Source organism: Kitasatospora sp. NPDC096077, from assembly GCF_040303245.1.
GTDB lineage: Bacteria > Actinomycetota > Actinomycetes > Streptomycetales > Streptomycetaceae > Kitasatospora.
This window is the reverse complement of sequence record NZ_JBEOSV010000020.1, coordinates 131386-137579: the sequence shown is the minus strand read 5'-3', so window position 1 is coordinate 137579 and position 6194 is coordinate 131386. Positions and strand designations below refer to the sequence as shown.

Genomic DNA, 6194 nt, shown 5'->3' with positions numbered 1-6194 from the left:
GGCCTCGTACTGGACGTACTTGGACGATTCGGGCGTGCGTCCAGGCGGGATGCCCGGCGTCGCGCGCCCGGCAAGATCGGCCGGACAGGGCCTAGTTCGCGGCCAGTTGGGCGGCCCACTTGGTGCGCCAGGCGAGGGCGTCCGCGACGCCCTCGGCGAGGGTGCGCTGCGGCGTCCAGTCGAGCAGGTCGCGGGCGGTGTCCACGGCCGCGTAGCAGCCGATCACATCGCCCGGGCGCGGCCCGGCCTCGCGGACGTCCAGCTTGGTGCCGACGGCCTGTTCGAAGGCGGCGACCAGTTCGCGGACGGTGGTGCCCTCGCCCGTGCCGACGTTGATCGGCCGGTAGCGGTCGGCGGCGTCGGGGGCGATCACCTCGTCGAACCGGAGCAGCGCCGCGACGTGCGCCTCGGCGAGGTCCTGGACGTGGATGTAGTCGCGGATGCCGGAGCCGTCCCTGGTCTCCCAGTCGACGCCGGTGACGGTGAACGGGGTGCCGTAGGTGTGCGCTTCGATCAGCTTGCCGAGGGCGTGGCTGGGGTTGAGGTTCTGCAGTCCGGTGCGCATCCGGGAGTCCGCGCCGATCGGATTGAAGTACCGCAGGGAGATGACCCGCTGCTGCTCGGCGCCCTCACCCCGGGTCCAGTCCTGGAGCACCTGCTCCATCATCAGCTTGGTACGCGCGTACGGGCTGTTGGCCTCTACCGCGGAGGCCTCGTCGACCCGACCGTCCGGGGTGGGCGCGTAGATCGAGGCGGAGCTGCTGAACACCACCCGGGTGCAACCGTGGCGCTGCAGGGCGTCCAGCAGCTCGACGGTCTTCGCGACGTTCTCCCGGTAGTAGAACAGCGGCTTGGCCACCGACTCCGGGACGACGATCCTGGCCGCGCAGTGCACGGTGGCGTCGATGTCCGGGTGCTCGGTGAAGATCCGCTCCAGCAGGGCGGCGTCGGCGATGTCGCCGCCGTAGAAGACGCGGTTCGCCACGAACTCGGCACGGCCCTTGGACAGATCGTCCAGGACGACCGGGGTGATGCCCCGGTCGAGCAGGGCCGAGGCCACCGTGCTGCCGATGAAGCCGGCGCCGCCGGTGATCAGGACCTTCCTCATGCGGTTGCTCCCTTGCGATCGGCCGGACGTCCCGTGACGCCCGGTGACCGGTCTGACGTACTTCGTGCGCCTCCGGTTCCCGACCTGCCGTGCGGCCTGGATCACGGACCGGCCGGCACCGCCGCACCGCACGGGTGTTCGCCGGTGCGGCGGGCGGGCGGCGATCGGGCATCGGGACGGGCCGTCAGCGGCGGGCGCGGCCACGGAGCCAGAAGCCGGTGGCGACCAGCAGGACGGCGGCGGTGGCGGTGGCGATGGCGGCCCAGGTGGTGACGTCGTCGGTGGTCTCGTGGACGGGCGCGGCGGAGGTGGCCGCGGCGGCGACCACGGACGGACCGGGCACGGCGGGCGGGGCGGGGGTGTTGGTGGTGGAGGCCGCCACCGCGTCCAAGGGCGACGGGTCGCTGATCGCCGCCGCCTCGACGTCGAGTTCGCGCTCGCCGTGGCCCAGCGAGGGGAAGGCGCAGTCGACGGCGATCTTCCAGTGCCCGGCGGGCAGCAGCTCCCGGGTGGTGTACGTCCCCGGGCGGCCCGGCACCGCGACCAGCCGCCAGGGGCCGACGGTGCGGCCGTCGGCGGCGGTCGCGGAGAGCGTGCCGGCGAAGTCCTCGGTGACCGGGTCGTGGTCGTTCTCCCAGGTCGCGACGGTGCTGACCCGGCCGTTCTGCTGGCCTGCGACGTCCAGGTGGACGGTGTCGCCGTGGGCGGCGGCGGGCACGGCGGCGGGCAGGACGGTCAGGGCGGCGAGGGCGAGGGAGGAGAGCAGCGGGCGGATGCGGATTCGCATGAGGGGCGGTCCTCGGGCGGTGGGGGGTGAGGGTGAGGGGGCTACGGCGCGGGGTGCGGCCGCCGTCGGGTGGTGGCGGCCGCACCCGTCGTGCGGATGGAACGGGCTTGCGCGGTGGAGGACTTCGGGTCTACGAGGCCTTCAGCAACGACCAGCTCTGATCCGGCCGGCCGTTCGGCTGCTGGAGTTCCAGCAGCCAACCACCGTAGTACCAACGGTCACTGAGCCCGAGCACCAGGCCGGAACCGTCCGCCGAAATGGTGAACCCGCCGTCCTCGGCGGCGAGTTGCCACTTCTGGGTGGCGGCGTCGGAGCACGGCTGCTGGGCCGCGTACTGTCCGGCGACCGGAGTGCCGCCGAGCTGGAGGCACTTGCCGGAGCGCACGGACTTGATCCGCACGGCGCCGTTGCCGGTATCCTCGAAGAGCCACTTCTGGTTGGCGTAGCCGGTGCGCTGGTAGCCGACCGCCACCGTGCCGTCGTTCATCGAGCTGCCCCACAGGTCCGCGGCCTGGCCGGTGAGGCCGTTGACCATCGTGTAGCGGGTGCCGGACTGCGGGCGGCCGGCGTCGGCGAGGGTGTGGAAGCTCACCGCCCGGCCGGGCTTGCCGACCGTTCCGGCGGCGTCGTGGACGGCGACGGCCACGGTGTAGCCGCTGCCGGGGTCCAGCCGGACGACGCCGACCACGGCCGAGCGGACGGTGCCGATGGTCCGGCCGTTCAGCAGGACGTCGTAGCCGGTGGCGGCCGGGACGGGCGGCCAGCTCAGCACCACCGAGTTCTGGGTGATCTGACCGACCGTCACGGTCGGGCCGGTGCCGCCCGTGGTCGGGGTCGCGGTCGGCGACGGGGACCGGGTCGGCGTGGCGGTGGGGCCACCGGTGGGCGTCGGGAACGGCGAGGGCGAGCGGGTGGGCGTGCCCGTAGCCGTCGGACCGGTGCTCGGGGTCGGGGTGGGCGTGGGGCTCGGACCGGTGCCGCCGCCGGTCCCGCTGCCGCTGCCGCCGCCCGCGATGAGGAAGCGGTTGTTCGCGACGTTCCAGTGCGTGGCCAGGTAACTGCCGGGCTTGGGCGCCGTGTTGTAGTAGTCGTCGTGGCTGCAGTCCAGGCGGTCGTCATGGGCGCGATCCGGGCAGACCACCCGCATCGCGGGATAGTAGGGGGCGTCCGAGTAGCACATCAGGTCCCAGGTGTCCGTGCAGTGCCCGCCCTTGCTGGAGTTGGGCGCGCTGTTGTTCACCGCCCCCAGGTTGTGGCCGAGTTCGTGCGCGGCGGTGTGCCCGCCCCAGCAGCCGGAGTCGGTCCGGCCGTACGAGGGGCCGAAGTTGCTCAGGTTGTCCTGGCCGGACCGCTCGTCCCCGGCGAAGGTGCCGATGCCGCAGTACACCTTGGCGTCGGTGAACATCATGTACTTGCGGTCCTTGCGGTCGAACCCCTGTGCCGCCAGCGCGCGGTTGCTCGCGTCGAAGTCCTGGATCTCGGCGTCGGAGATCTGCACGTTCAACACCGAGGCGGTGCAGTCGGGTTCGGTGACGAAGCGGACGTGCCGCACCCCGCCGGTCTCGGCGGCGCTGGCGTTGTAGATGACGTCGACGTCGGCGGCCCACTTCTTGAACGAGGACAGGTACTGGGCGAACCGGTCATTGCCCGGGGTGTGCACGTACACCACCTGGACGCGGTTGCCGCTGCTGCCGTCGCCCTCGCAGACCAGGCCCCCGCCGGCGGCCGGGACGGCGGCGTCCTGCGGGGCACCGGCGGTGCCGGCATCGCCGAGCAGCGCCTGCCGGGCCGCGTCCAGAACGGGCACGCCGCCCTTCAACAGGTCGGCTGCGGCCGGTGGTTGAGCGCCGGCCGGCGGGGTGAGCGCGGGCACCTGGGCGGCCGGGGCGGCCACCGGCGCGACGTCCTTGTGGATGTCCACGTCCTTGGGCGGCGCGTCCGGACCGTGGCTGCACTGGCCGCTGCCGGCGACCTCCAGCATGTTGCCGCAGCGGTCGCCGGTCGGCAGCTTCAACCCGGCGTAGACCAGACCGCGTTCGGGCTGGTCCTTGGGTATCTCCTTGGGCGGGGCGACCTTCTCGTCCCGCTTCGGGGCGGGCGCCCTGGTGGCACCCTCGGCGGTGCCGGTCTCCCCCGACCCACCGTCGTCCGCGACCGCGTCGACCGGCGCGTCCGCCGCCGTGACGGTGCGGTGCGCCGTCCCCGGCTCCAGCGCGGTGCGCAGGCCCAGCGTGCCCGCGACCAGCCCGGCCGCCACCGCCACGGCGACCAGGGCACTCCTGCGGGTGAGCCTGCGGCGCCTGCGCCGACGGAGCTCACTGCTCCGGTGTCCCATCGCGTTCCTCTCCTCGTGCGACGGTCCGGGCCCGGTGGTACGGGGCTCGGACCTTCCGACACAAGGGAGAGCAGGTGGGGCGGCGGGGAATAACAGAAACCTCTTGCGAAATTCCCGAACCCGTTCGAGACACGAGACACGGGACACGAGACGCAGCACACGAGACACGAGGCGCGCGGGCACGGGCGCAGACAGGAAGGTGCCGGGGAGCGCACTCGGGGGGTTGCACGCTCCCCGGCATGAGGTGGTGGCGGCCACCCGACCGGAGCCCGGGAACTGCGGCTCCCACGGCCGTGACGAATGCTAGACCCCGCGCCGGGCCGTGAAAAGCCTATCGCCGAGGGTGGCGTACGATCCGAACTTGCCTACTCAGCAGTAGATTTGACGACTCATCATGTTCGTCCCGCAGAGCCTCACGCGGCGACCGCGAGCCCGCCCCGACCGCCGTGCAACCGGGCCAGCCCGGCGGCGAGCACCGTACGCTCCCCGCCGAGCCACAGCCGCAGCGCGGCGGAGAGCGCGGCACTGGCCGGGCCCGTCGACGGACCGCCGGTGCGCATCAGCCGCTCGCCCAGGAGCGGCAGCAGGTCCGCGACCGGGGCGGGCAGCCAGAGGGTGACGGCGCAGGGCGCGGGTCGGGCCAGCACCCGCAGCAGCGGCAGCACCGAGGCGTCGTCGTGCAGCGCCGGGATGACCTCCAGCAGCCCGTCGACCGCGACCCCGGAGACGTCCCCGCCGTGCCCGCGCGCGAGGTCCCGCAGCAGCGCCCGCTCGGTGGCGGTGATCCGGACGGTCAGCATGACCTCGTCGTCGCAGTCCATGGTCCCGTTCCCCTGTCGTGGAGTTGGTGGAGTCTGGAGTTGGTGGAGCCCGAACGGTGGAGCCCGAACAGTGGAGCCCGAACGGCGGGGCCCGCCGCCTCTTGCGGATCAGTCCCGTGCCGAGGGGATTCCTGCCCCGCAACCGCCGTCCGCTACCGGCGTTATCAGGCCGTAGTGGCCGTCGTAGCGGCGGTAGAGCACCCGGACCCGGCCATCCCCGGGGTCGGTGTGGCAGACGAACGGTCGCCCGGTGAGCCAGAGCCGGCGGGCCGCCTCGGCGAGGTCGAGCGCGGGCACCGCGGCACCGTCGGCGGACCACAGCCTCACCGCACCGGTCAGCGGGCAGCGGTGCACCAGGCCGTCGCGTCCGGTCCCGGCGTCCAGGAACAGGTGGAAGCACCGGTCCAGCGCCAGCAGTTCGCGGGCCGCCTGCCCGGGCGTGCGGCGGGCGAGCACCACCGCCTTGTGCCGGGCGATCCTGCGCAGGGCCAGCGGTCGGTCGGCGTACTGCGGGCGGTAGGCGCTCTCGTGGACGGCGGCGAGCCCGATGTCGCCCTGCTCGCGCAGCCGTACCGCCCGGCCCGCGAGCGTGCCGAGCACCAGGTCGACGGCCTCCCGGGCGGTGCCGGTGGCCAGCTGCACCCGGACCGGGCCCAGGTCGTCCAGCCGTACGTCCGCCTGGGCCAGCACGGGCCGGGTGACGGCGCGGTCGCGCACGCGGGTGAGCCGCAGCCGCAGGCCGTGGGCGTCCGGGAGCAGTTCCGCGGCGGTGTCCTGCGCCCGGGCCCGGGCGTACTCGGCGTCCTCGCGCGGCAGCTCACCGCGGATCTCCACCCGGACGTCGAGGGCGGGCCGGTGGCGCAGACGGGTCATCAGGTTCCTCCTTCTCCGGGCACCATGCTGGCCCTCGCACGGCCGTGCGGCGAGGGTCCAAAGACCCTGCCGCCAGGGCCTCGCCCGGAGGCCCGACGCGGGGCCGTCCGCGCAGGTCAGACCGCCCCTGCGGGCCGGTGCCGCGGAGCGGTCCGGCGGGCTCCGCGGTGATCGGCCGTTGGAGTGATCCGGGCGCGTTCGGCGCAACGCCCGCCGGACCGGCGCGTTTCCCATGGCGTGCGCCCTCTGCCCCTGGCGCACGCGGGGTCC

The 6194-nt window shown here is 73.8% G+C and carries 5 protein-coding genes; all 5 read right to left on the bottom strand.

The genetic code is table 11. The features are described from left to right. Positions 1-91: 91 nt before the first annotated feature. The 5 genes from galE to ABTZ03_RS19495 all read right to left on the bottom strand — a co-directional run bounded on the left by galE (position 92) and on the right by ABTZ03_RS19495 (position 5924). Positions 92-1108, bottom strand: a complete 1017-nt coding sequence (gene galE, locus ABTZ03_RS19515) for a UDP-glucose 4-epimerase GalE (RefSeq protein WP_350514250.1) — start codon at positions 1106-1108, stop codon at positions 92-94. A 184-nt stretch (positions 1109-1292) separates the two neighbouring features. Beyond that, positions 1293-1895 carry a hypothetical protein gene (locus ABTZ03_RS19510; protein WP_350514249.1) on the bottom strand — a complete coding sequence of 201 codons (603 nt, stop codon included), beginning with the start codon at positions 1893-1895 and terminating at the stop codon, positions 1293-1295. Between the two features lie 130 nt (positions 1896-2025). Next, positions 2026-4230 carry an RICIN domain-containing protein gene (locus ABTZ03_RS19505; protein ID WP_350514248.1) on the bottom strand — a complete coding sequence of 735 codons (2205 nt, stop codon included), beginning with the start codon at positions 4228-4230 and terminating at the stop codon, positions 2026-2028. Between the two features lie 413 nt (positions 4231-4643). Next, entirely contained in the window at positions 4644-5051 is a 408-nt protein-coding gene (locus ABTZ03_RS19500) for a hypothetical protein (RefSeq protein WP_350514247.1), read from the bottom strand. 108 nt (positions 5052-5159) lie between these two features. Further along, positions 5160-5924 carry a sigma 54 modulation/S30EA ribosomal C-terminal domain-containing protein gene (locus ABTZ03_RS19495; protein ID WP_350514246.1) on the bottom strand — a complete coding sequence of 255 codons (765 nt, stop codon included), beginning with the start codon at positions 5922-5924 and terminating at the stop codon, positions 5160-5162. Positions 5925-6194: the final 270 nt, after the last annotated feature.

Coding starts and splice junctions, on each gene's coding strand:
- ABTZ03_RS19500 (WP_350514247.1), bottom strand. CDS start 5,051: ATGGACTGCGACGACGAGGTCATGCTGACCGTCCGGATCACCGCCACC.
- galE (WP_350514250.1), bottom strand. CDS start 1,108: ATGAGGAAGGTCCTGATCACCGGCGGCGCCGGCTTCATCGGCAGCACG.
- ABTZ03_RS19510 (WP_350514249.1), bottom strand. CDS start 1,895: ATGCGAATCCGCATCCGCCCGCTGCTCTCCTCCCTCGCCCTCGCCGCC.
- ABTZ03_RS19505 (WP_350514248.1), bottom strand. CDS start 4,230: ATGGGACACCGGAGCAGTGAGCTCCGTCGGCGCAGGCGCCGCAGGCTC.
- ABTZ03_RS19495 (WP_350514246.1), bottom strand. CDS start 5,924: ATGACCCGTCTGCGCCACCGGCCCGCCCTCGACGTCCGGGTGGAGATC.